Annotated in this window: 20 protein-coding genes; 8 read left to right on the top strand and 12 right to left on the bottom strand. The window is 40.0% G+C overall.

What is annotated here, in order from left to right; genetic code table 11:
* Positions 1 to 135: 135 nt before the first annotated feature.
* Positions 136 to 687, bottom strand: a complete 552-nt coding sequence (locus BN8899_RS16345; protein WP_065220196.1) for a Crp/Fnr family transcriptional regulator — start codon at positions 685 to 687, stop codon at positions 136 to 138.
* A 132-nt stretch (positions 688 to 819) separates the two neighbouring features.
* Here BN8899_RS16345 and BN8899_RS16340 point away from each other — a divergent pair, with 132 nt between their 5' ends.
* The gene (locus BN8899_RS16340) at positions 820 to 1,140 is read left to right on the top strand and encodes a DMT family transporter (protein WP_018336475.1); all 321 of its coding nucleotides are present in this window, start codon (positions 820 to 822) and stop codon (positions 1,138 to 1,140) included.
* Between the two features lie 5 nt (positions 1,141 to 1,145).
* On the opposite strand, the gene BN8899_RS16335 is transcribed toward BN8899_RS16340, so the two are convergent.
* The 11 genes from BN8899_RS16335 to BN8899_RS16285 form a co-directional block, all read right to left on the bottom strand.
* Entirely contained in the window at positions 1,146 to 2,954 is a 1,809-nt protein-coding gene (locus BN8899_RS16335) for a peptidase U32 family protein (protein ID WP_065220195.1), read from the bottom strand.
* Positions 2,951 to 3,631 (bottom strand): dethiobiotin synthase, encoded by a 681-nt coding sequence (gene bioD / locus BN8899_RS16330; RefSeq protein WP_082987103.1) that lies wholly within the window; start codon positions 3,629 to 3,631, stop codon positions 2,951 to 2,953. Before bioD ends, BN8899_RS16335 begins: the two co-directional genes overlap by 4 nt.
* 7 nt (positions 3,632 to 3,638) lie before the next feature.
* The gene (gene bioC / locus BN8899_RS16325) at positions 3,639 to 4,451 is read right to left on the bottom strand and encodes a malonyl-ACP O-methyltransferase BioC (RefSeq protein ID WP_082987102.1); all 813 of its coding nucleotides are present in this window, start codon (positions 4,449 to 4,451) and stop codon (positions 3,639 to 3,641) included.
* Positions 4,452 to 4,455: 4 nt separating this feature from the next.
* On the bottom strand, positions 4,456 to 5,100 hold the full coding sequence (locus BN8899_RS16320) for a DUF452 family protein (RefSeq protein WP_065220193.1): 645 nt from the start codon (positions 5,098 to 5,100) through the stop codon (positions 4,456 to 4,458).
* A 20-nt stretch (positions 5,101 to 5,120) separates the two neighbouring features.
* Positions 5,121 to 6,278: an aminotransferase class I/II-fold pyridoxal phosphate-dependent enzyme gene (locus BN8899_RS16315; protein ID WP_065220192.1), complete on the bottom strand. Its 1,158-nt coding sequence runs from the start codon at positions 6,276 to 6,278 to the stop codon at positions 5,121 to 5,123.
* Positions 6,279 to 6,406: 128 nt separating this feature from the next.
* The gene (gene bioA, locus BN8899_RS16310) at positions 6,407 to 7,690 is read right to left on the bottom strand and encodes an adenosylmethionine--8-amino-7-oxononanoate transaminase (protein WP_065220191.1); all 1,284 of its coding nucleotides are present in this window, start codon (positions 7,688 to 7,690) and stop codon (positions 6,407 to 6,409) included.
* Between the two features lie 18 nt (positions 7,691 to 7,708).
* A complete protein-coding gene (gene bioB / locus BN8899_RS16305) occupies positions 7,709 to 8,677 on the bottom strand; it encodes a biotin synthase BioB (RefSeq protein ID WP_065220190.1) in 969 nt (322 codons plus the stop codon).
* 60 nt (positions 8,678 to 8,737) lie between these two features.
* Positions 8,738 to 9,043 (bottom strand): hypothetical protein, encoded by a 306-nt coding sequence (locus BN8899_RS16300; RefSeq protein WP_148375492.1) that lies wholly within the window; start codon positions 9,041 to 9,043, stop codon positions 8,738 to 8,740.
* A gap of 497 nt (positions 9,044 to 9,540) precedes the next feature.
* Complete coding sequence (locus BN8899_RS16295; RefSeq protein WP_065220188.1) at positions 9,541 to 13,050, bottom strand: nSTAND3 domain-containing NTPase; 3,510 nt, start codon at positions 13,048 to 13,050, stop codon at positions 9,541 to 9,543.
* Between the two features lie 156 nt (positions 13,051 to 13,206).
* Entirely contained in the window at positions 13,207 to 13,731 is a 525-nt protein-coding gene (locus tag BN8899_RS16290; RefSeq protein ID WP_065220187.1) for a hypothetical protein, read from the bottom strand.
* Between the two features lie 26 nt (positions 13,732 to 13,757).
* Positions 13,758 to 14,072 (bottom strand): TIGR04076 family protein, encoded by a 315-nt coding sequence (locus BN8899_RS16285; protein ID WP_026207255.1) that lies wholly within the window; start codon positions 14,070 to 14,072, stop codon positions 13,758 to 13,760.
* 729 nt (positions 14,073 to 14,801) lie between these two features.
* Between BN8899_RS16285 and BN8899_RS16280 the strand changes: the two genes are divergently transcribed.
* From BN8899_RS16280 to BN8899_RS16250, 7 genes are all read left to right on the top strand, one after another.
* On the top strand, positions 14,802 to 15,122 hold the full coding sequence (locus BN8899_RS16280; protein ID WP_009036646.1) for a helix-turn-helix domain-containing protein: 321 nt from the start codon (positions 14,802 to 14,804) through the stop codon (positions 15,120 to 15,122).
* Positions 15,123 to 15,125: 3 nt separating this feature from the next.
* The gene (locus tag BN8899_RS16275; protein WP_065220186.1) at positions 15,126 to 16,388 is read left to right on the top strand and encodes a type II toxin-antitoxin system HipA family toxin; all 1,263 of its coding nucleotides are present in this window, start codon (positions 15,126 to 15,128) and stop codon (positions 16,386 to 16,388) included.
* 303 nt (positions 16,389 to 16,691) lie between these two features.
* A complete protein-coding gene (locus BN8899_RS16270) occupies positions 16,692 to 16,916 on the top strand; it encodes a helix-turn-helix domain-containing protein (RefSeq protein WP_055256792.1) in 225 nt (74 codons plus the stop codon).
* Positions 16,916 to 18,247, top strand: a complete 1,332-nt coding sequence (gene dndC / locus BN8899_RS16265; protein ID WP_065220185.1) for a DNA phosphorothioation system sulfurtransferase DndC — start codon at positions 16,916 to 16,918, stop codon at positions 18,245 to 18,247. Before BN8899_RS16270 ends, dndC begins: the two co-directional genes overlap by 1 nt.
* Positions 18,248 to 18,250: 3 nt before the next feature.
* Positions 18,251 to 20,392, top strand: coding sequence for an AAA family ATPase (locus BN8899_RS16260; RefSeq protein WP_065220184.1), 2,142 nt, complete (start codon positions 18,251 to 18,253; stop codon positions 20,390 to 20,392).
* A 2-nt stretch (positions 20,393 to 20,394) separates the two neighbouring features.
* Positions 20,395 to 20,793, top strand: a complete 399-nt coding sequence (locus BN8899_RS16255) for a DndE family protein (RefSeq protein WP_065220183.1) — start codon at positions 20,395 to 20,397, stop codon at positions 20,791 to 20,793.
* Positions 20,787 to 22,982: a DEAD/DEAH box helicase family protein gene (locus tag BN8899_RS16250; protein WP_065220182.1), complete on the top strand. Its 2,196-nt coding sequence runs from the start codon at positions 20,787 to 20,789 to the stop codon at positions 22,980 to 22,982. The genes BN8899_RS16255 and BN8899_RS16250 overlap by 7 nt, the downstream gene beginning before the upstream one ends.
* Positions 22,983 to 22,988 lie beyond the last annotated feature (6 nt).

Raw genomic sequence — 22,988 nt, 5'->3', positions numbered from 1 at the left:
ATTACAAATTAACCTTATTCATAAAGTATCGCAAGATACTAAAATTCTATCAAAAAACATACGCTTAAAACCACCTTATTGTTACAGTTGCAATAATATACACGCCATGACTCCGATTGTTTCATTTATAGAAAATCACAAAAACATTTTTCCCCTGATCCGACTTAAATGCTCGGAGGTAATCCCAAGATAAGAAGCGATATACTGCAACTGCACCCGTTGGATGATACCGGGTTTCTCTTGCATCAAGTGCAAATAGCGTTCCGTGGCAGTCTCGGACAAATGGGAAATCAACCGTTGTTCTGTTCGCACGAACTCCCGTTCCAACAACTGCCTAGCCCAATTACATATCTCTATATCATGGCGGTAAAGTTCAAAGAGCCCCTGCCATTCCATCCGGTACAACACGGAATCTTCCAACAATTCCATCGTCTCATAGCCCTTTTCCCCGTAAACATACCCCCGGGCGGAAATAATAACATCGCCTTCCTGCCCGAACCAAATCGTCACGTCATTTCCATCCCCCTCCGTGTAAGCACGTGCAATGCCTTGACCGAGGATATAAATATTCCTTTCCGGTTTATCCCGGTTAAACAATATATGCCCCCTAGGGTAACGCACCTCTGTCACGAGAGGCAGCAACTGTTTGAGGATATTCCCCGGGAGAAAATGTTCAATTCCTGTCATCACGCTTACTTGTTTTATCGTTTCCACAAAGATACACGAATGAATCGATACGACCTCATTAATTGATAAATATCAACTATAAACGCCTTCCCCCACCGTACCTTTGTTCCAATAACACTAACAACAACGATTATGCCTTGGATTTTATTAGTTTGTGCCGGGCTATTGGAAATAGGCTGGCCTCTCGGTTTTAAATTAGCGGGTGTTTACGAGAAACACTTTTACTTGTTCATAGCGCTTGCCGTGGTTTCCATGGGATTCAGCGGATACCTGTTGTACCTGGCTCAAAAAAGTATCCCCATAGGCACGGCATACGTGGTCTGGACAGGCATCGGAGCCGTGGGTACCGTATTACTCGGGATATTATTTTTCCACGACTCTGCAAGTATCCTGCGCCTTCTGTTCGTCACGTTAATCCTCACGGGTGTCGTGGGCTTGAAATTAGTACACTAAACCCGTTACAACGAGATCACCTTCATAAAACAACGTTCACAATCAAACTCGAGCCGGAATCTGCCCAAGTTGTTGGAGAGGTACAGGGGAAACCTCAAAGCCTTATCCTTACCCGACTTGCGGCACATTCCCAACTCGAACAACAAGCAGTAGCGTGTCGTCATCACCTCTTTGCCCGAACGGTTTTTCCCTACCTCAAAACCATCCTCCGGCGTGTCAGTCCCATGCTCCCGGTAAAATTCCGAGGAAAGTTGGTTGACCACGTTCAATCGCCAATCCGGTTGTCCGACGTACAAAGCGTCCCCGTTCAAAGGAGATTGCACCCAGCGTTCCCGCTGCTTCTCCCGTTCTTCGGTCAGTAAATCCAACAAACGCCCCCGATACGTGTTTACTACTGAGGACGGGACAAAAAGTATCGTATCCCCGAGATATTCTACCGGGCAACAATCATAATGCGTATTCCCGCTCTTGCCTAATTGCCCGACAACGCGTTCCGCTTGATTCGGGTTGGTCGCTTCCTCGAACGACTCCTCACTTTTCAGTGTCACGGAAATACCCGCCTCGTCTGTCGCCACAAATACAAGATGATTATTCTCCGTGTATACATCAATTTTCACTTTAATATTACGGGCAGAAACAGCTTTAGACAAACGAGTTACAAACTCGTGATCGTAATTCCTGTACAAGATAGTACCCGGTGCGACATTCACCTTTTCATTACACGTCAACCGACCACCTTCCGCCGTGTTCACCTTTATTCCCCGCAATTCTCTCCCATCAAAATAACACAACCCGTCAGCGTTGTGTATCGTTTCCAAAGGTTCTACCGATAGCACATTCCCCCGAACTTGTTTCACCACGGCTACCTTTTTCCCCATGGATTTCGGGCTATCCATGTTCACCATTCCGGCCTTCCGCCCTTTGACAAAATAATCCGTGTACCCCCGGTTGAAACTCCTTTCCGGGTCAGCCTCAAATCCCACTCTCGAATACCCGTTACCCACACGGGACATCCCCTCCCGACGGGCAACAATCTCGTCCAAACGAGAAGAATAATAATTCGTGACATTCGCCACATAATCCGCCTCTTTCAAGCGCCCCTCTATCTTAAACGAATCGATTCCAATATCCACTAAATCACCCAAATAAGCGGATAAATTTAAATCTTTCAATGAAAGCACATACTTATCCTTCACCAACACTTTCCCATCACTGTCTTCCACCGTCCACCGCATCCGGCAAGCTTGGGCACACTCGCCCCGGTTAGCAGACCTTCCTGTCAGATAACAAGACATATAACATTGTCCGCTTAAACTAACACACAAAGCGCCATGCACAAAATATTCCAACTCCGCCTTCACCTCTCGCCGAATCGTTTTCAACTGTTCCAACGAAAGCTCCCTTGCCAACACGATACGCTGGAATCCCAACCGATCGAGAAACTTGATTCTTTCCAAATCGTAATTATGCATTTGCGTGCTGGCGTGCAAGGCAATAGGCGGTATATCCAGTTTCAGTATTGCCGGATCTTGCACGATGATAGCATCCACCTCTATCCGGTACAGATCACGAATCAAACGTTCCACTTCCGCCAGCTCGTTATCATAGAGTATCGTGTTCAACGTCACGAACACCCTGCAATAGAAACGATGAGCGTACCATACCACCCGTTCTATCTCTTCCAAAGAATTGCCAACCGCTTGCCGTGCTCCAAAAGCAGGTCCGCCGATATACACGGCATCCGCCCCATTATTGATTGCGGCTATCGCCACATCGGCATTTTTCGCCGGAGAAAGTAGTTCCAATTTCCTCATTTTCGTCCCTCCAAGACACTAACATCCACGTCCGGATAATCCGTCCCATGTACCACGGGAACTTCAATCAACGCCGTCGTCGGAAAATGCTCTTTCAAATATTGCCTGAATATCGTGATCGAATCATTCGTGATCCATTCGCTGTCATTCGGGAAACGATTGTACACCAGACAAGCCAACTCGATTCCCCGTGCCCGACACAATTCAAGACTCATCAATGTATGATTAATACTCCCTAATTTAGAAGAAGTTACCAATATCAACGGAAGTTTTTGTTCACACACGTAATCTATCGTGAAATAGTCACGGGTCACGGGTACGTACAATCCCCCAGCACCCTCCAACAACACGACATCATACATCATTTCCAACTTCCTAGAGGCTCCTGTGATCCGCCTCATATCGAGTGTCACCTTATCAATCTCTGCCGCCAAATGCGGAGAAGCCGGATAAGTCATCACGTAAGGACAAGTCGTCCCGTCCTCGTCTACCACCCGCAGCTCGATCCCCATGATCTCCCGATGTTTCAATATATCTTCCGATATACCCCGGCATCCAGTCTGAATAAACTTTTGGGTAATCACGTTTACCCCTTTCCGCTTCAAAGAGCGAGCCAGTAACCCGGTTACCACCGACTTCCCGGCATCTGTATCTATTCCACTAACAAAATAAACCATTCTAATTTTAGATTTCAATTTTAGATTTCTCCCCACTTGCCAATGCTTCTTTTATTTTCAATTGTTTCCTCCTGCACACGAAATAAAGCGGATGATACGTTAAAGGTACTTTACCTCCTGTTGCAAAACGGGCATTATAGTCGCCAATAAAAGCATTTACCCGTCCTTTCGTCCACACGGAATGATCTGCCGACACATTCACGCCCGTTCTCTTCAAGTGCTGCAACACCAACAAAGGATTATCAAATTCCAACACGTGGAATTCTTCTTCCATCCACTCCACATCAAAACAAGAACTCAACAACTCCCGCAACTTCTCTTTCGTGCGATACGCCAAACCGCCACCAGTAGTTTCTCGAATTTCACGCAAATTATGCTTCCCAAAAGAACTAAATACCATGCAACCATCTTCATTCAAGCTATCCGCGAACTTTCTAAAAGTTGCAACCGGATCAGTAAACCACTGGAAGGTTGAAGCCGAAACCACAAGATCATATCTCCCGGGAAGTTCAACCCGTTCTATATCGCCCGCGAAACAACATTCCTTCGGAATCCCGTTGGCAACAGCCGCCCTATAACACAAATCCTCCACCAAATCATTCACGTGCAACTCACTATCCGGGAAAGCCTTCCTCAACAACGCAGTCAACAATCCCGTTCCGCATCCCACTTCTAAAATCTTCCGGGGCTTATGCCTCAACGCCTTCGTCGCCATAGGGCACAATCGCTCGACAACAACCTTCTGTACCCGGGCATTCTCATCATAACTCCCCATGCTCCGCCGGAAATGCTTCCGTACTTTCTCCTTGTTTATCTCCATAATTCTATATTATCTCCCAGTTATCCAACACGTAAAACGGATAATGCCCCCCTTCCAGATTCACCACCTCACATCTTCCATTCCACCAGTTTCGTTGGTTTTCCGCCGGAAAAATGACATCCCCGGCAAACACGTAAGCTTTATTCCACCGTATTTCCGGTCTTATAAGCCCCGATTGTTCCCGGATAGCCCGTAACTCCTCCACCTGCTCGTTCAACTCTCTACGAGGCTTATTTGCCTCGAATTTCACCATTTCTTCTTTCCCGGCAAGCATCCGTGCAAAAAACTTATTCCTTCCCCGCTCATCCATACCCCGTTCCGTCAGTAGATAAACCTTCGGTTGAATCCCGTAACACTCGTCCACGGGACGTTCCGTTCCATTAATCGCTACCCGGTAATCCACGTGAAGCGCCCAACGGCTCAATAACACCGATGCCGCCCATACTCCCATAGACCATGCCACCACCCGCACTTCCTCGTATCCCTCTGTTCGTGGAGCTTCTTCCCCCGCTATATCCCGATAATCATAGAACATCAACACGTCACCCGTTCCTGCCAAATGTTGCACGGCACGTTCGTCCATACCCCACCCGTTGAAAAATAAAGTCAAGCACCGTCCCCCTTCTTTGGCAATCCACTCTCTTCGCATAATTTTTGCCTTTAGCAAATTTATAAACTCACTTCTATCAACTCCATCAAACAATCGTAATCTTCTTCCGGTATTGCGGCATTTAACGAGAAACGGATACGCGCCTCGTTCTTGGGCACCGTCGGGTATCTCACGGGAAGTACAAAGAAACCGTTATCCTGAAACAATTCAGACATATAAACACTATTCTCGTTCGACCCGCACAGGAAAGGCACTATATGCGAGTTTCCCCGTGTTTCGAATCCCCGTTCCTTCAATGTAGCCCGCAAACGCTCTGCAATTTCAGTCAATTTCAAACGGAAAGGGAAAAAGTCCGGCATCCGGTTCAGCACAAAACGTGTCCATGCCACATTCACCGGGGGCAATGCCGTTGTGAAAATCAAACTCCGCTGCGTGTTGACCAGGTAATCCCGGAAAAGTTCGTCACAAACCACGAAAGCTCCATAAGAGGCGAACGCTTTCCCGAAAGTACCCACGATAAAATCAATATCATCAACACATCCTTGTTCCTCGCAACACCCCAATCCATTCGTGCCCCGCACTCCCACGGCATGAGCCTCGTCGACATACAGGAAAGCATCGTACTCCTTCTTCAAGTCGCACAAATCCTGCAAATCCGCCACGTCTCCATCCATGCTGAATATCGATTCCGTCACGATAAACACGTTCTCGTATTCTTCCCGATGATTGAACAGAATCTCCCGCAAGTGATCGTAATCCAAGTGGCGGTAACGCAACATCTCTGCCTCACTCAAACGCAAACCGTCGATAATACTCGCATGCACCAATTTATCCGCCACGATCAAATCCCGCTTCCCTGCCAACGCCGGCAGTATCCCGATATTCGCATGATACCCCGAATTGAGCACTAACGCTGCCTCCTTTCCGTACAAATCCTTCAAATCATCCTCCAACAGCGTGTAATACTCGTGATTTCCCGACAACAACCGGGAAGACACGGCACTGAAACTTAATAATTTCATATCCGTTTCCTTCCGGAATTCCTCGTATAATGTCGGATTGGAAGACAATCCCAGGTAATCATTCGACGAAAGATTCAACATCTCCCGATCGTTATAATGAATCAGAAAACCGTTATGCTGCACCTCCCGCAACATCCGGTAATTCCCAAATTCCTTGATTTTATCTAACTTATTACTATATCGTTCTCTATTCATGTTTTTCGCCTTTAGCAAAATTACCAAGCTAAAATACTCACCACCTTTGGCAAGAGTCTTCTGTATCTCCTCTGTTTATAGAGGAGGTATCAGCAAAGTTGACGGAGAAATTCATTTTCAATTGTAAATTACTTGAAGTAAGAAATCACGTGCAGCAATGCAGACGTCAACTTCGTCAACTCCTCCTCCCGGATTATAAACGGTGGCATCACGTACACCAACCGTCCGAAAGGACGAATCCATACCCCCTCTCTCACGAAAGCCGCCTGCATCACTCCCATGTTCACGGGTTCCTTTAACTCAACAACTCCAATAGCCCCAAGTACACGTACATCCGCCACGTTCGCAAATTCCAGTGCAGGCAATAATTCCTGCCGTAATTGACTCTCGATCCGCCCGATCATCCCGGCAAGATCGTACCCCCGGATCAAATCCAACGAAGCATTCGCCACGGCACACGCCATCGGGTTACCCATGAACGTGGGACCGTGCATGAACACGCCCGGGTCTTTCGAGCATATTTGAGTCGCAACTTTTTCCGTCGTCATCGTGGCGGCAAAACTCATGTACCCACCCGTGATCGCCTTACCGACACACATGATGTCCGGCACAATCCCCGCATGGTCTACCCCCCACATCTTTCCCGTCCGCCCAAAACCGGTCGCAATCTCATCACAGACGAGCAACACATCATAATCATTACACAACTCCCGCACCTGACGCAGATAATCCGCCGAGTAGAACCACATTCCCCCGGCACCCTGTACAACCGGTTCCAGTATCACGGCTGCAATACGGTTATGATTATTACGAAGGCATTGCTTGAATTCCTCTATATGTTCCGGCAAACACACCTCCCCGTAACGCACTTCCGGGCGATGTACAAAATACTGCATGGGCAATGTACCCCGGAAAATACTATGCATCCCCGTCACCGGGTCGCACACGGACATGGCATTCCACGTGTCACCGTGATATCCCTTCATGATCGTCAGAAAGTTACGCTTCTCCTCTCTCCCGGCAGCATACCAGTATTGCAAAGCCATTTTCATGGCAACCTCCACGGCAACTGAACCGGAATCACAATAGAATATTTTGTCGATCCCCGCCGGAGTCATTTTCACCAGCTTCTCCGCCAACTCCACCGCCGGACGATGCGTCAATCCCCCGAACATCACGTGAGACATATTCTTCAACTGTCCCTCCATAGCCGCGTTCAATGCCGGATGATTATACCCGTGTACGGCACACCACCATGACGACATCCCGTCAATCAGCCGTGTACCGTCCTCCAGCTCGATATAGACACCTTCCGCCCTTTTCACCGGATACACCGGAAGCGGGTTTACCGTCGAAGTGTAAGGATGCCACAAATGCTCCTTGTCAAATTCCAATAATTCTGCCGTATTCACCTTTATAAAATTAAAAGTTTATTTCTCAATTGTAAATCCCATTCTCTTCACCTTCTCCATATCCTCCATCACTTTTGAGCCCACCGTGGTCAGCATATCACCCAGTATCGCTGAATTTATCCCGGCTCGTATAGCCTCTTCCTCGATATGGGCGATCAGTACACGTCCCCCGGCAAACCGCAAAAAGGCATCAGGATTAATAAAACGGAAGACCGCAACCGTTGTCAATACTTCTTCATCTGCCAGTGGAGCCGTACTCTCGAGAGGCGTACCCGGTATCGGGTTCAACACGTTCATCGGTATCGACTTCACGCCTAATTCACGTACCGCCAAAGCAAGGTCCACCCGGTCTTCCATCGTTTCGCCCATACCGATAATTCCCCCGGAGCAAACTTCCATCCCGAGCTCTTGCGCGTAACGGATCGTCTGAATCTTTTCGTCTATCGTGTGTGACGAACACAACGTGGCAAAGAATCTGCGGGATGACTCCAAATTACAATGGTAGCGTGTTATACCTGCTTCTTTTAACTTACGCAATTGTTCTTTATTCAACAACCCCATGGAGGCACACAAGTTAATCTCCATCTCCCCCTTGATTCTCCTCGCGTACCCGCACAAACGATCGATATTCTTATCCGACAACGAACGCCCGCTCGTCACGAACGAGAACTTGTTCACCTTGTACTTCGCGTTCAACCGGGCAAGCTCCACGCAACTCTCCTCATCAATCAACTCGTACTCCTGCACGTGTGTTTTAAACACCGCCGACTGCGCACACCATTTACAATTCTCCGAACACCGTCCCGACCGTGCATTCACGATCGAACACGTGTCAAAATACTGTCCCGCAAAACGATCCCGAATCTCCCCCGCAGCCCCGTACAACGCCTGCTTATCCGCCACGTTCGCCAAAGCCATTGCCTCTTCCCTCGTGATCTGTCCTCCCTCGAAAACCTTTCGTTTCAATTCCTCGATCAATCCCGTCATTTTCAATTCTCCATTTCAATTAAAAAAGGTATCTCCATTCAAAAAACGGACATACCTTTCCTATATATTAATATTCAAATACCTGTTTATGCAACCTGCATCCACCCGACTCGGCGACGACACGCGACACGCCTGTACCACTTTCTCCTCGTATCCCTCGAACAACCTGACAAGCCGCTCGAACACTTCCGACAAGTTCACGATCACGCCCTTCCTCGATGATTTCTGCAATGACATCTCGCAAATATGAATTGCCAACGTACCGATCCGCACCTCCCGTCCCAGCGAGGCAAAAATAGCATACCCCTTTCTGTTCCAACGAGAAAAGTGCAACTTACTACCGAATTGAACAATACGTTTACTCATAAGCACGAGAAATAACATCATTTCACTAAAACGTCGCAAGTTAATAAAATTCTCCGTACAAGTAGGATTCCATACAGATAAAATTAGCAAGAACAGATAAATTCCTGAAGGCATGGCACACCATGTGCCACAGGTTCACCGAAAGCGGTTACCAGCAGGGAAACGGGTGTACTCATGAACCCTACCAAACGCTTCTCCCCCCAAAGAAACACATCGTTGATATTTGTATCCCGACAAAACTTCTTTAAAAGAGGAAAACTACCATCATCCCAAAGTAATCCCACGGTAAAACTACCTCATGACAATTATACCCCAGAATCAACCCACTTACCTCCCCCATTCCCAACCTTGCTGTAGCGGTCGTGTAAGTAGGTTGTAAGCGACAAGAGATAGTATTACTTTGGGATTACTAGGAAATTAAGGTGGTCTTTATCTATTCATGAAAAAAAATCATACTATTACCCACATAATTAAGTCTATTGATTCAAAATCACCATCTACAAGAGATCTTTATGATCGTTTGCATCTAAAAAAGCATTAAATTTTTGCTTTATACGAGCATACAAATTTAAAATAAAATCTTCCATCCCCACATTTTGTAATAAGCGGTAATTTCCTTTTTCATTAGCAAATTTATAGATATTCAACTTGAAAATTTTATCCGTACTCTTTACAGGTATACCTTTATCATTCAACAAACCTAACGTCTGCAAAAGTTTTTGATACAGTTCCGGGTATCCATTCTTATACATTTTGCATTTTTCTGAATCTGGATTCCAATAAATTTCTCCATAGAAAAAAGAATCCACCTCCCATTCACATGCTTCAGAGATAATCCCTAACAGACAAAATAATTCTTGTATAAAACACTCTTTACTAGCACCTCCCTCTTGCTCAAACGACTTTTGCTTTTTCTTCCAAACAAAATCTATAGACGGATTAAAGAAACGCAAAAAAGACAGAACCAAAGCACGTGGAGATTTCAAATTCAGGGCATTAAAAAAACGCTCCATTTCAGGTTTTAATATTTTCTCTCGAAAACGGTCTGCATCTGCTTCTTGAATAAAGGTCCCCAAAAGTCGTTCTCCATTAGAACAAATATCTACAATGGTTTCTTTATACTCGCTTTCGTCTTTCTCCTGCTTTAAGGCAAGTGAAAGAAAATAAATGATTAAATCAAAATTCAAAAAAGTGTACCAACTTTTTTCAGGAATAATCAATGGATAAAGTATATCTGGATCAGGTACCTCCATACCAAAACGCTTTAAACGCTCTTTAATCTGAATATCTGTATAATACATATTTTCACGAGAATGTATATTTTCATAATAACACTCTAATAGCATTCTCGGAAGTACTTTTTGAATCGTTCTCCAATCAATATTGTATTTTTCACTACAATATTCAACAAAACGCTCGAAAAAAGTATATCTCGAAATGTTCTCAAACTCTACATTTGCATTACAAACAAAATCGATCATCTCAATCATTGAAGGAGTATTATCAACAAAACTAGATATAAATGAATCCTCCTTTTTTATTTCCAGAAGTAATCTATTCTTTATCTGTTTATTCTGACAATAAGTTTTAATCAATTTTTCAGGCGACACGCCTGATTCATATTTATCTCCCAAGTAAGTAGAAATCATTTTATCCGAAAATGAAGGAACATATCTTTCTTGTTTTATATTTTGTTTGCGAGATTTATACCTTCCTCTTTTTTCTTTGCGTTCATCAAAATAACCAGGCATTTCCAATGCCTCTTCCATTTTCTGAATAAATTCACTGTTCAATCTAATTCCATACTGCTTCTTGAATCCATCTATGCAATATAATAAATCATCCAATTCTTCTCCTATACCCTCGTCATCATAATAATATTCTATATCATCTAGAATTAGTACCCGGAGATGCTTTCTAATCATCTTAATATGTTCATGGTAATAGTGCTCAAACTCTTCCGGAAAAATATCTCTAAACTCGTAAAAATAATTGTACTCCATCGCAAAAGTAATACTATGATGATATATCGCAAGAACATCGTATGGATTTAACTTCAGAAAAGGTTTTAAATCTTTAATAACACAAGGGAAACGCAACATCGAATCTTTACACACAACTTTTTGCGTTCCATCAAAACCTATGATATCTTTACGTACCCGTTCCAAAACGAAATCCAGCACCTCATTATTATCCACCTCTTCTATATCAAACAACCTCATCAAGATCAAATATTTCATGTATTCTGTTTCTGCACTATTATGAGCACGTGTAAACGTATCTGCCACTTCACTGAAATCATTTGTACTAAAATTAAGATGGTCAAATTCTGACAATATTTTATTTTTTAAGATCTTCTGCAAATCAGTTGGCAAAATAATTTTTTCCCCAAATAAACATATATCTGCCGAGGTATCATCAATGTTATCCTCGTAGGTACTAAACACATAATACAACTGATTAAAAAATTCCGCCCCCTTTATTAGAACTTCACCCCAAGATTCTATATTTTTTCTCAGGTATTCTAACAAGTAATCCTTGATTCCTGGACTTCGGAATGACAACCAAATTTCTCCTGTATAAGGATCTTGATTAGTTATAATAAATAATTCTTCCAAAACCTTTATCTGTTCATCGAATTCTAAAAGTTCTGTATTTAAATTAAGTTCCGAACGAGTTAATTTCTCTGTTCTTTTAAAAGCTTTTCTTAAATCTCCTATTTCGATCGGATCACTAGAAATAAGCATTAACAATAATATTAACCGTGCATCACTAGTTTGAAGACGAAATATTTCTTCCCAATAATCATAAGGTTTGTCCAAATAATGTTGAAATTCCTTGTAAAACGCATAACAACTATCAACTTTTATATTATACACGTAATTCATAAAATATTCGATATGCCTTGGAGAATAATTGGGATGACTTAATAATCTATTTAACAAATCATTATACCGCAGATATTCAAGGTATTCACGTCCACAATTATAAAACAACAAATGATTCAAAAATATCTTTGCCCTATCCTCCAAACTATATTCCTCTATTGATAATGTATAATTTCTCAACCTTAAAAGTTCTTTAAGGTCAATCTCCGCCTTATTCAATATCGAATCAATGATATATGTCCGAGAGGTTAAGATCAAATAATGATTGGGACTTTTCCGTATCCTTTCTATAATTCGTACGAAACGTTTCAAATCATCACGATTCCAAATTTGTTTATCAAATTGAGATCCCCAAAAATCATCAATAAAGAATAATTGTTTCTTATTACAATCCATCACTTCATCAATATCAAATGCATGATATAAAGCAAATATATTATCCCATTTTTCTGGCAACAGCTGTTGTATTATCATCCTAGCTGTCGTCGATTTACCCACTCCCGGATTACCTGTTAATATGACAATTCTCTCCTCTTTAACTTTTTTTAGAGCCTGACAATACTGCCCTGTATTATAGTAAAGACTACGATAATCCTTGATAAAATCCAACTCTTCTTTTGTTTTATTATAAAATCTTCGATTTATAATATTTTCAATAATATTTTCCACGTAAGTTAGATCAGGAACTAACAAGCTAGAATAAGTTCTTTTTAGCCTAGCATATTCAGGTTTATCAAGATATTTATTCAATTTTTCTCTGTCAATAATATCTTCTTCATTCTTAATATACCCGCCAAACATATCTAATATCTCTGTAGCTTTATCAGGACTCAAACTCATACTGATTGCCAAAATGTATCGATCCGGATTACGTTGTTTACATTTAACAACCTCCTTTTTTAATTCTGTTTTTAGCCTATTATAATTACGAGGATCTAAAAGTTTAGTTTGCCCTATAATGTTCAAATCGGAATTCGTACATCTAATATCGATCCCCCCATCTTTACCTGGTCCATAGGTTGTAAACGTTAATCCTTTCTCTCGAATTTCAAGGACATCACAAATCAGACGTTGAAACTGCTTCCAATCCAACAAATTATGAAAATCAAAATTTAACATGGCAAAACTTTTAATTTGATATTCACAAATATAACTCTTTTTAATCGACTTACAACAGACACAACTGTCCACCTCCCCTTATAGTAGGTTTATTTAGAGAATAAGATATTAATATATAATCTCCCGCAATCTGAATCCTCGACAAGAAACACTCGTTTATAATTTTTTCTCTTTACTTATAGCTTTCAGAATATTCTTTCGGACAGTTCTCATAGATGGCTCGCAATCTAGTTCCATTATTTCAAGCACCATTTTCAACTCTTGCATCAATTCAGGAATAGGACGGCATAATTCATAAGCTAATTTCAAGCAAAGAGACCTCACGCCCGGCAATTCTTGACGAGATATCATCTTTTCCAAACAAAAATCAAGAAAATCAACCCTTGGCGGATTAGCCTGCGGCTGTTTATAAAGCAAATTAAGAATTACCCTCCGCTTTCCCCCGTGCTTGCAGCTCAGCACTTCATCTATCAGTTCATCCTGCTTGACATACAACCACTCGTTACCTTTTGAGGAAACATGAGTAAAAATCCAAGCCGCATGATAGCCTATTGTCTCGTCATCCCCGATAACCAAATCATATAGCCTTTGCTTTTGACGATCATCATGCTCGACAAGCAGGACTATTTCATGAATATCGTCCATACCGATGCGTTGGGACAGTTTTGTTTCAAAATCCATTTATAAATATTTTTACAGGAAAAAACTCAATCAGCCTCTTCCTCCAATGCCTCAATAAAAAAACTAACAGGACGAAAACCGTCATTGCACGATATCATGGCAGACTTCTCATTTTTCATCCACCCATTATAAAAATTACCACCACCATGCGCTAAAGCCATTACAAAGGAAGACATACTCTCCCAAGCACTATCGCACATACTTTCAGGTTTCTTCCACCCATTAGCTATAAAAATTTGGCCTTCTTTCATATCACAAGCGTGTTCCATGGGATTCTCATACTTCGCCATCAAATCTGGATAACAAGCTATCCTCATAACGGTGATTCTACATTTTTTCATAACTATAATATTTATGGTAATCGTTGATAGAATGGATTTACTTCCCGATGCAGCATACATAGCTGCTTGAATGATAAATTGTTGCAATTTAATCGGTAGAAAAGTTGTTTTTGAGACCTCTGAGACTTGTTTTTGAGGCTGTTTTACACTCTTTTCTCAATGAATCAGAACCATGAGGAAATATTGTATCCTCGATGAAGTTCACCTATCTTCTATCCGACTACAAAGGTACAAAATTCCGTGATGTTTTCACCGATAATGTCAACTAAATGCAATAGATTTTCATGGATATTGTTTGCTGACCAAAAGAGAAAAAATCAGTCGAAGTCTTTTTCCATTTTTCCCCTCTGTTTGACTTGACTTTATTGCCCGTGTATATAATAACGGTCATTAAAGTCAAGTTGAGAGTGGAGTAATATCTTTTTCTTTTGGCAAGCAAAATAGTTCTTTGATATGATGAGTGTATGGGTAATAATTTGCATCTATATTACGAATAATATATTATTTGTAGATAGGTGTATATAGCACTTACAAACAAAATTATGATATTTAGTTTTTGGAGTTTCTGCTCAAAAAGGGATATGTGCATGGTTAATTATTCAATGATGTGCATTTTCTATATACAACACATCATTAAATAAATAAAAAGTATTACCTTTGCATATTATATGATAGGTTGACTATGGAGAAGTCATCGACATAGTCGCTTTGCACCTTAAATAAGAAAATATGGCAAAGAATACAATGGGTACAAAGTTGCCCCGAAAATTGGAGCAAAAGATGCAGATTGTAGGCGAGCAGATTAAGCTAGCTCGTTTACGTAGGAATCTGAGTGTGGCTCAGGTTGCTGAACGTGCCACCTGTTCACCGCTTACTGTGTCCCGAATAGAAAAAGGGATTCCTACTGTTGCAATAGGGATCTATCTACGTGTTTTGTACGCATTGCAACTTGACGATGATATTCTATTGCTTGCCAAAGAAGATAAAATGGGAAAAGCTTTGCAAGATTTGAGTTTGAAAACAAGAGAACGTGCATCCAAAAAAGAATAATCTATGAAAAAGTTGTATGTATATGCCGATTTCGATTGGCTCAAAGAAATGGAACTCATTGGCGAACTAGGCTATGAGTCTCTTCGTGGTGCGGACAGCTATAGTTTTACGTTCAATAATGAATGGTTAAGGCAGCACAGCGATCTGTTTTTGAGTGACGACCTGAATAATTACCCGGGACAACAATATACACAACCGGACAAGGATATATTTGGATGCTTTTCTGATGCTTTGCCGGATCGTTGGGGGCGTACTTTGTTGTTGCGTCGTGAGCAAATTGCAGCTGCAGAAGAAAAACGACCAGTACGGAGATTGTCATCCTTCGATTTCTTGACTGGTATCGATGATTTCTCCCGAATGGGTGGATTCCGTTTTAAGGAAGACCTCGATGGCGAATTTATCAATGTGAGTGAATCATTGAAAATTCCACCTTTGACGGATATTCGGGAACTGATTGCAGCCAGTGCCGAGATAGAGAAATGTGAGGAAAACAATATGCTCCCTGATAGGAAATGGATTGCACAACTTGTGCAACCGGGAACGTCATTAGGAGGTGCAAGGCCTAAAGCCAATGTTGTAGATACAGATAAAGTTCTTTATGTGGCCAAGTTTCCATCGCGCAAGGATGACTATGATGTTGGACTTTGGGAGCATTTCAGTCATTTGCTTGCCACAAAAGCAGGGATAAACGCTGCAAAAACAAAAGTGTTGGCAACTGGAGAGAAATATCATACATTGCTGTCACAACGCTTCGATAGAACCCAAGAAGGAAAACGCATTCATTTTGCATCTGCCATGACCTTATTGGGGCTGAGTGATGGTGACAATGCAACTACCGGGCATGGCTATCTGGATATAGTCGACTTTATTATTCAGAGCTGTACCGATGTGGAACGAAACCTACAGGAACTATACCGTCGTGTGGCTTTCAATATATGCATAGGCAATAGTGACGACCATTTCCGCAATCATGGTTTCCTTTTGACTGCAAAAGGTTGGACACTTTCTCCTGCATACGACATGAACCCCACTTTGAATGAGTATCAAAGTCTGCTGGTTTCATCAACCTCTAATAAAGCAGAGCTGAGTATTTTGCTGGATGCTTGCGAAGGCTACATGCTAAACCGTAAAACAGCAGAAAAGATTCTTTCGGAGGTGATTGAAGCTGTAAAAGGATGGCGCGAATTGGCAACACGATTAGGAATTTCCAAGAGAGAGATGGATGTGTTTGCCGGAGTGTTGGATGGGCGATACAAGGCGGAATAACTATTATAGTGTGCCCATTTGCCAAGCGATACGAGGTAGAGGGTTGATTTGTATGTGGTTGAGCGATAGGATGTGATTGAATTTTATATTATGCTGTGCGAACATAATGTTTGTGCAGCATAATTTTTTGAAAGGTGAAATTCATTGATGGAATAGATAAAAACGATACATGTATTCTTTTGCATATCTTTATGCCAACTGTAGTCATTCCTTTAAACGATGTTTTTGTTGCTTATCTACTTGGCTATATAGGAAATTAGATGTATCTTTGTTTGCAATATAACGAGTATAAATTGAATACTAATGTCGAATAATCAACAAATAGTAATGAATAGAATTAAGGCGGTACTTGCAGAAAAGCAAAGAACGAATAGATGGTTGGCAGAGCAAATGGGTAAGTCTGAGAATACAATTTCAAGATGGTGTTCCAATAAGTCGCAGCCGTCTATTGCCCAACTACAAGAGATTGCAAACTTGTTAGATGTTGATGTTCGTGTATTATTAAAATCGCAGAAAGATAATTTATAATGTCAAAACGTATTGATTATATAATAGATGATATCAAGGAGCAGTATCTTGAAAATGATAATAATATACCTTGGATTATCGGATTTAGCGGAGGTAAGGATAGCACGGTTGTCCTAACTTTAGTATGGAGAGCGTTGCTTGCTATACGAAAGGAGTTAGGAAACATTGCCCTTACTCGACAAGTATATGTTGTAAACAATGATACACTTGTTGAGAATCCTATCATCACAGATTATATTGTCGAGGTGATGGATAAAATTCAATCAGCCGCTATCGACCAGAAATTACCAATCAATGTTCAAACAACAGTTCCGAAATTAGAGGATAGTTTTTGGATTAGTTTCTTAGGTAAAGGTTACCCTGTACCTAATAACACTTTCAGATGGTGTACTGATAGATTAAAGATTAAGCCTACAACTCAATTTATTCTTGATAAGGTAGATATTATGGGAGAGGCTATAGTACTTATTGGTACTAGGTTAACAGAGAGTGCAACCCGGGCAAAGTCAATCCGTCGTCATGAAATTAAAGGTAAAAGATTGACCAAGCATCCATTGAATCCCAATACATATACATATCCGCCAATTAAGGACTTATATTTAGAAGAGGTTTGGTATATTCTTAATAACGAGCCTTCGCCTTGGGGATATGATAATAAAAAATTATTCCAAATTTATGCTGATGCAACAGCTGATGATTATGAGTGTCCAACTGTGATAACTGACAAAACTCAACCGTCTTGTGGTCAGAGTCGATTTGGTTGTTGGGTATGTACTGTTGTGAAAGAAGATAAATCAATGAAAGCCCTTATTAACAATGGTAACCAGTGGATGGCTCCTCTATTAAAGTATCGAGATGAGATGGTGGCAGGTCGTAACATATCGGAAAATCGATATGCCACACGGCGAAATGGACAAGCCGCACAAGATGCAGATGGACATAATCAAGGTAATTATACCTTTGAGTATCGTTGCGAAATGCTTCGTAAATTATTGGAACTACAGCGAAATATGCAGCAGGTTAAACCACATATGGAGTTGATTTCAAACCAAGAATTAGTCGCAATTCAAATCAATTGGTATCGAGATGGTTTCTTCTCACCTAAAGTAACAGACATTTACAATGAGGTATACAATCGAAATATGCCTCTTGAGAATATGCAATATCAAGAGCGCCTGATTCTTGAAAAGGTTTGTGTAGAACATCCTGAAGATTATCATTTGATTAATGATCTGGTGTCGCTTCAAAAAAGTAAGACTATTTTGATGAACAACAATGGGCTTCAAGGCGATATTGAGAAGCGATTAGATAACTACCTCAATCAACAATAAGATATGTTTATCGAGTCTATAATATTACATAATTACAGAGCGTATAGGGGGCATAACAAAACCTCTTTTAAGCCAGATACAAAAAATATATTTCTTGTGGCTGGCAATAATGGTTTTGGTAAGACGACATTCCTTACATCACTTGTATGGTGCCTATACGGTAAACTAATGGCAGATGTTGATGACAAGTTTAGAAGAGACATCAACGATGCTCAAGGATATAAGAATTATGCTCGTCAGAGCCTACATAAGGAGCTTGCAAATGCTGTTAACGCATATGAAGTTAGTTTAGAAGAGCGAAAGCAAATTGTAAAGCACGGCTATTCTTCAGAGAACGAATACATAAAAGAAGATTCTCAGTACTATGTAGAAATCGGTCTAACGGATGTATTTATTCCATCTATACCTTGCCGAACTATAACCATTCGTAGAACCTATGATTATTTCCTTGACATAGAGTCTGTTGAGGTTTTGATTGACGGTCAGGCTAATGAATTGGCCAAAGAGGTCGGTTATGATATCTTTATTAACGACTTTATTCTGTCAAAAGATATCGCAAAATTCTTCTTCTTTGATGCCGAAAAGATTGTTAATCTTGCTGAAGTAAAGTCTATTGATGAAAAGCGTCGCTTGAGTACTGCATATAGTGAGGTTTTGGGTATTAAGAAATATGAGGATATTAAACGAAATCTTGAAAATCTTCGTCTTAAATTTAGGCGAAATGCCGGCTCAACAGCAAGCAAGGCTAAGTTAGATAAGCTTACTAGCAGTGTGACTGATATTGAGGTTAAAATTAAAGTCAAAGAAGCGGAACGCGAAAATATAGATAGTCAAATCCAACAATACAGAACTGAGTCTATTCAATTGCAGGAACGATTGATTCGAGAAGGTAATGCAATAAGTGTCGAAGAACTGAAAAAACAGAAAGAGTTGCTTGTTGCTCTAAAAGACAAGGATACGAAACTGAAAAACCAATTACGTGATATGTTGGATATAGCACCTTTTGCTATATCAGGAAAATTATTTGCCAATTTGATGGGGCAAGTTGCTGCCGAAAAAGATGTCAAAACGTCTGCGGCAAGTTGTGAGGCAATCAATTCAGCGTTGCAATCTATCCATACTCAAATTACAGATGCTGTAGCCACTTTAAAATTTTCCACTTCACAAAAGCAAGCAGTTGAACATATAATAGCCGAGGTATTTGCTAAAAATATTCTTGACATAAGTGATGCTACTATTGATGATGTTAAGATACTAGTTGATTACACTGATAATGAAGTAAATGAGTTCCAAGCATTATTTGACAACATTAGATACTCTTTCAGTGCCATATTCAAGCAATTAGTAAAGGATATTAAAAATAATGCATTATTCCTAGCCAAGACACAGCGTAAGATTGTGGAGGCGGAATATGATGACGGTAATGCAAATGTCAAAGAGATAAGAATGCGTAAGGCTGAGGTTGATGAATTGTTGGCACAGCTAGAAATTCAAACACGCCAAATGTCTGAACAGATTGGAACACTCAATAAAGATATTAAAGTACTAAAGAAACAATTATCCGAGGTTGCGAAAAATGTTAGAGTTGATAAATCTGATAAAGAGAAAGATATTATTGCAGAACGACTCATTGGTGAATTGACTACTTTTTTATTTGAATTGCGAACAAAACGCAAATTATCACTGGAAAAGAAGATAATGGCAGGTATTGATGTGTTGATGCATAAAGTTGATTTTATACATAATGTGCGGATTGATTTGCAGGATGATATTATTGAAATTGAACTATTAGATAAGACAGGAGAACTTCTTAGCAAAGAAAAGCTATCAAAGGGAGAGCAGCAATTATACGCAACTGCGATTCTTAATGCACTTGTTGAGGAATCGGGTATAGAGTTCCCTGTATTTATCGATAGTCCCTTGCAGAAGTTTGACAGCATTCACTCTCGCAATATTATAACAAAATTCTATCCTAGTGTATCGAAGCAAGTAGTCATTTTTCCGTTGCTCGGCAAAGAGCTATCGGAAGATGAATACAATGCATTGCTACCAAATGTTAATAGAGTTTATGTTATAGAGAATGAGGATGGCTGTTCTTCGTTTAAGAAGATTGTTCCTAATAAATTATTTGAAACATTGTTATAGCTATGTTTACATCAATAAAAACATCAAGGGCGAACAAAGATATTGTTACAGACCTAAGTCGAAAGTTTAATCTGGGAGCTGAGAATATAATTGCTAGAATAGCATTAACATATTCTCTCTCTAAAGATCGTTTGTTGTCTTTGACTGATATTGCAGATTCTCAGGGTAAGGAGTATAGTAAGAATGTTTTATTCGGAAATAATTTGCCATATTATATCGGACTTATTTGTGTAAAATATGGACTTTATAAAACAGATAAAGATATCCCTAAATACATTAAACTGCATATTGATGACGGATTGCAACTGATGAATAAGGAGTTACAAGATAATCCGAATTTAAATGGTTACGATTATCTTATAGATAAAATTACTAATGGATTGGAATTCATAATATGTTAAGAGATGTGCAATTCAAACATAGTTATTCTTCAGGATATGATGAACCTAAGGATTTTTTTACTGAAGCACTGATTGAAAGTTCTACTTTCGATTTGGGCTTGGGATTCTTTTCATCAAGTGGAATAAGAAGTTTAGCATATGGTTTTGCCTTATTCATTGCGAATGGAGGCAAAATGCGTGTTGTTATGAATCATCTTCTTAGTAAAGAAGATAAAGAGGCAATAGAAAATGGTCAAAAGCATTTGGTTGAAGATTTTGAAAATCGTATATTGTCAGATATTAAAAAATTAGCAAAAACACTTTCTAAAGAGGATGACCACTTTTTTCATTGTTTGTCATATCTAATTTCAATCAATAGAATTGAATTTATTGCGACTATTTCAACTAAAGGTGGGCTTGGTCATGATAAATATGGCATCTTTACTGACGAAGAAGGGAATAAAGTTGCGTTTATAGGTTCTGCAAACTTTTCTCGTTCAGCATTGGAGTTTAATGGTGAAACTATTACTGTATTTACATCGCCAGCTGATAATAAAAGAATATCAGAATACCAAACCTTGTTTGATAAATCCTGGGAAAATGATACACCCCATTTGATTCATCTACCCATAGATGAGGTTAAAACTTATATTAGTGAGAATTTTCACAAAGAATCATTAAAACAGTTGCTTGATAATAGCATAGATTTAAGAGAGGATAAAACTATTAATGATTTTTGTAAGCCCTTGTCTCAAAGAGTTCTTGACAAAATAGAATTGAAAGAGCAGGAACCTCGATTCCCATTTCCAGAAGAAAGAGAAATACAAAAAGAAGCATATAATGCATGGCTTTGTAATGGTAGAAATGGTGTATTTGCTATGGCTACAGGATCTGGAAAAACAGTGACGGCTTTAAACTGTTTGAGAAAGCAATATAAGGAGAATGGATTTTATAAAGCAATTATTGTAGTGCCGACACAAGCTTTGGCTGTCCAATGGAAACAAGAAGCTGAATCATTTAATTTCCAGAATATAGTTTCAACATATGCGGATAAGGATTGGAAGAATACATTGAGTCGTTATACAACTAGAAGTTTGTTAGATCAGACCAAGAGTATAATTATAATTACCACGTACGCAACGTTTAATCGCAAAGATATTCAGATTTTCCTTGATAAAACAAAGGGAATAGAAACATTTGTCTATATTGCAGATGAAGCACATAATATTGGTTCAACAAGTTCACTTAAGCATTTACCAGAAGCGATTAAATGGCGTATAGGTTTATCCGCGACCCCAGAGAGGGTATATGATGAGTTAGGTTCTGAAAAGCTATATGAGTTCTTTAATTCAAGACCTCCTGAATATACGTTTCGTTATACAATGAAACAAGCAATTGATTCAGAAGTCTTATGCCATTATGATTATTTTCCTATTTTCGTTGAATTGACAAGTTCAGAGATGGAGGAGTATGAAAAGGTATCATCTCAACTTCGGAAATTTATAGATTCTGATACTGGGAAATATAAACCTGAGGCTGAAAAATTATTATTGAAGCGTAAAAGGATTATCCATAAGGCAGAAAACAAAAAAGAGGCTATCTTAAACTTGTTGGAAAACCTAAAGCAGAGGCGTAAGTTAGATTATACTTTTGTCTTTGTCCCAGAAGGATATGAACCTGATTATTCAGAAAGAGATTATTACGATATAGACCAAGAGGATGTTCATATCATAGATGAGTATGCTCAAATGTTCAAGAATCAAGGATATAGTTATCATAAATACATTAGTGGACTTGATGATGCTCCCAATATATTGAAAAGTTTTGCAAATGGAGATATTCAGATTTTACTTTCAATGAAATGCTTGGATGAAGGTGTTGATATACCACGTGCAGAACATGCAATCTTTTGTTCAAGTACTGGTAATCCTCGTCAATTTGTTCAAAGGCGTGGACGTGTTTTGAGAAAAAGTAAAGATAAGGAGAAAGCAAAAATTTGGGATTTGATAGTCACTCCCCCTAATGTGGTTGAAGATGCAGAAGGGATAGAACGCAATATGTTTATAAGTGAAGTTAAGCGTATTGTGAATTTTGCTGCATTGGCGGATAATCAAATAGATATATTATATGGAGAATTAAAAGCGTATTGTGAAATGTTGAGAATTGACTTGTTTGCAATGCTTGAAGAAGAAAATAATAACTATAAATAATGATAC

It is taken from the genome of Butyricimonas sp. Marseille-P2440, from assembly GCF_900091675.1.
In the GTDB taxonomy this organism is placed as follows: domain Bacteria; phylum Bacteroidota; class Bacteroidia; order Bacteroidales; family Marinifilaceae; genus Butyricimonas; species Butyricimonas synergistica.
This window is presented reverse-complemented; position numbering and strand designations above follow the sequence as displayed.

What these genes read in the sequence shown, in the direction of transcription:
- BN8899_RS16315 (WP_065220192.1), bottom strand. Translation starts at nt 6,278, where the DNA reads ATGAATAGAGAACGATATAGTAATAAGTTAGATAAAATCAAGGAATTT.
- BN8899_RS16295 (WP_065220188.1), bottom strand. Translation starts at nt 13,050, where the DNA reads ATGTTAAATTTTGATTTTCATAATTTGTTGGATTGGAAGCAGTTTCAA.
- BN8899_RS16335 (WP_065220195.1), bottom strand. Translation starts at nt 2,954, where the DNA reads ATGAGGAAATTGGAACTACTTTCTCCGGCGAAAAATGCCGATGTGGCG.
- BN8899_RS16300 (WP_148375492.1), bottom strand. Translation starts at nt 9,043, where the DNA reads ATGAGTAAACGTATTGTTCAATTCGGTAGTAAGTTGCACTTTTCTCGT.
- BN8899_RS16320 (WP_065220193.1), bottom strand. Translation starts at nt 5,100, where the DNA reads ATGCGAAGAGAGTGGATTGCCAAAGAAGGGGGACGGTGCTTGACTTTA.
- BN8899_RS16250 (WP_065220182.1), top strand. Translation starts at nt 20,787, where the DNA reads ATGTTAAGAGATGTGCAATTCAAACATAGTTATTCTTCAGGATATGAT.
- BN8899_RS16345 (WP_065220196.1), bottom strand. Translation starts at nt 687, where the DNA reads ATGACAGGAATTGAACATTTTCTCCCGGGGAATATCCTCAAACAGTTG.
- BN8899_RS16340 (WP_018336475.1), top strand. Translation starts at nt 820, where the DNA reads ATGCCTTGGATTTTATTAGTTTGTGCCGGGCTATTGGAAATAGGCTGG.
- BN8899_RS16270 (WP_055256792.1), top strand. Translation starts at nt 16,692, where the DNA reads ATGTCGAATAATCAACAAATAGTAATGAATAGAATTAAGGCGGTACTT.
- BN8899_RS16260 (WP_065220184.1), top strand. Translation starts at nt 18,251, where the DNA reads ATGTTTATCGAGTCTATAATATTACATAATTACAGAGCGTATAGGGGG.
- bioD (WP_082987103.1), bottom strand. Translation starts at nt 3,631, where the DNA reads ATGGTTTATTTTGTTAGTGGAATAGATACAGATGCCGGGAAGTCGGTG.
- bioC (WP_082987102.1), bottom strand. Translation starts at nt 4,451, where the DNA reads ATGGAGATAAACAAGGAGAAAGTACGGAAGCATTTCCGGCGGAGCATG.
- BN8899_RS16275 (WP_065220186.1), top strand. Translation starts at nt 15,126, where the DNA reads ATGAAAAAGTTGTATGTATATGCCGATTTCGATTGGCTCAAAGAAATG.
- BN8899_RS16280 (WP_009036646.1), top strand. Translation starts at nt 14,802, where the DNA reads ATGGCAAAGAATACAATGGGTACAAAGTTGCCCCGAAAATTGGAGCAA.
- dndC (WP_065220185.1), top strand. Translation starts at nt 16,916, where the DNA reads ATGTCAAAACGTATTGATTATATAATAGATGATATCAAGGAGCAGTAT.
- bioB (WP_065220190.1), bottom strand. Translation starts at nt 8,677, where the DNA reads ATGACGGGATTGATCGAGGAATTGAAACGAAAGGTTTTCGAGGGAGGA.
- BN8899_RS16255 (WP_065220183.1), top strand. Translation starts at nt 20,395, where the DNA reads ATGTTTACATCAATAAAAACATCAAGGGCGAACAAAGATATTGTTACA.
- BN8899_RS16290 (WP_065220187.1), bottom strand. Translation starts at nt 13,731, where the DNA reads ATGGATTTTGAAACAAAACTGTCCCAACGCATCGGTATGGACGATATT.
- BN8899_RS16285 (WP_026207255.1), bottom strand. Translation starts at nt 14,072, where the DNA reads ATGAAAAAATGTAGAATCACCGTTATGAGGATAGCTTGTTATCCAGAT.